Source organism: Rothia sp. (in: high G+C Gram-positive bacteria) (assembly GCF_030540545.1).
Classification (GTDB): domain Bacteria; phylum Actinomycetota; class Actinomycetes; order Actinomycetales; family Micrococcaceae; genus Rothia.
On sequence record NZ_JAUNVZ010000128.1, the window covers coordinates 1 to 1,045 of the forward strand.

The window sequence follows — 1,045 nt, forward strand, 5'->3', positions numbered from 1 at the left end:
TGGTTCGCGTCACGCTGACCGGTAAGCTGAAGCCCTGGGTTGCAGCAAAGGATATTATTCTGGACGTTCTGCGTCAGATGACCGTCAAGGGCGGTGTCGGCAAGATTGTGGAGTACGCAGGCCCCGGCGTTGCAACGCTGTCGGTTCCCGAGCGTGCAACCATCACCAATATGGGTGCAGAGCTGGGTGCAACCACGTCTATTTTCCCGTCTGACGAAGTGACCCGTGCATTCCTCAAGGCACAGGGACGTGAAGAGGTCTATGTACCGCTGGCATCCGATCCGGACGCGGTTTACGACGAAGAATACACGGTCGATCTGGACAACCTGGTTCCGCTGGCAGCGATGCCGCACATGCCGGACAATGTAAAGCCGGTTTCCGAGATCGGTGAGATCAAGGTCAACCAGTGCTGCATCGGTTCGTGCACCAACTCTTCTTACTATGATATGATGAAGGTTGCAGCCATCCTCAAGGGCAAGCATGTGCATCCCGACGTTTCGCTGACCATCAGCCCGGGTTCCATGCAGGTATTCAACATGCTCGCAAAGAATGGCGCACTGTCCGACATCATCGCAGCTGGTGCGCGTATCCTCGAGTGCGCTTGCGGCCCCTGCATCGGCATGGGTCAGTCGCCCGAGTCGGCTGGCGTATCGCTGCGTACCTTTAACCGTAACTTCGAGGGCCGTTCTGGTACCCAGGACGCACAGATTTATCTGGTTTCTCCCGAAGTTGCAGCCGCTTCGGCACTGACCGGTGTGCTGACCGACCCGCGTACGCTGGGTGAGGCACCCGAGATCCAGATGCCCGAGCACTTTGACATCAACGACAGCATGATTATCCCGCCCGCAGAAGATCCGTCCACGGTCGAAGTACGCCGCGGTCCGAACATCAAGCCGTTCCCGCTCGGTCACGAGCTGGAAGACAGCTATGCCGGCAAGATCGTTCTCAAGACCGAGGACAACATCACGACCGACCACATTCTGCCCGCAGGCTCCAAGCTGCTGCCGTATCGTTCGAATATCCCGTACTACTCCAATTACTGCTT

General features: G+C 57.5%; 1 protein-coding gene. It reads left to right on the plus strand.

Annotation, left to right across the window (positions count from 1 at the left end):
• Nucleotides 1-1,045: aconitase family protein (locus Q4P78_RS09410; RefSeq protein WP_303340105.1), on the plus strand; the 1,045-nt coding region annotated here is incomplete at both ends.